Genomic DNA, 233 nt, shown 5'->3' on the forward strand with positions numbered 1-233 from the left:
CGTCGAGCACCACGGCGCCCACCACCTGCCCGCTGACCCCGAGGCCCGCGACCTCGGCGGCGGCGGGGCCGGTGCGCGGGGGGAGGTCGCGGGTCGCCGTGACGACCGCGTGCCACCAGTCGGGCGGGTCCTGCTCGGCGACGCCGCCGGCCGCGAAGTGGGCCGGGTACGGCGCGGGGGCCGCGGCGGTCAGGCGACCGTCGTCGTGGTGCGGGGCCGCCTTGTTCCCGGTG

At 81.1% G+C, this 233-nt stretch carries 1 protein-coding gene; it reads right to left on the reverse strand.

Annotated elements, in window-relative coordinates:
- On the reverse strand, positions 1-233 hold a 233-nt coding region (locus tag KVS71_RS19150), incomplete at both ends, for an FGGY family carbohydrate kinase (RefSeq protein ID WP_254635926.1).

Origin of the sequence: Microbacterium sp. GbtcB4, assembly GCF_019091465.1 — a bacterium.
Classification (GTDB): Bacteria; Actinomycetota; Actinomycetes; order Actinomycetales; family Microbacteriaceae; genus Microbacterium; species Microbacterium paraoxydans.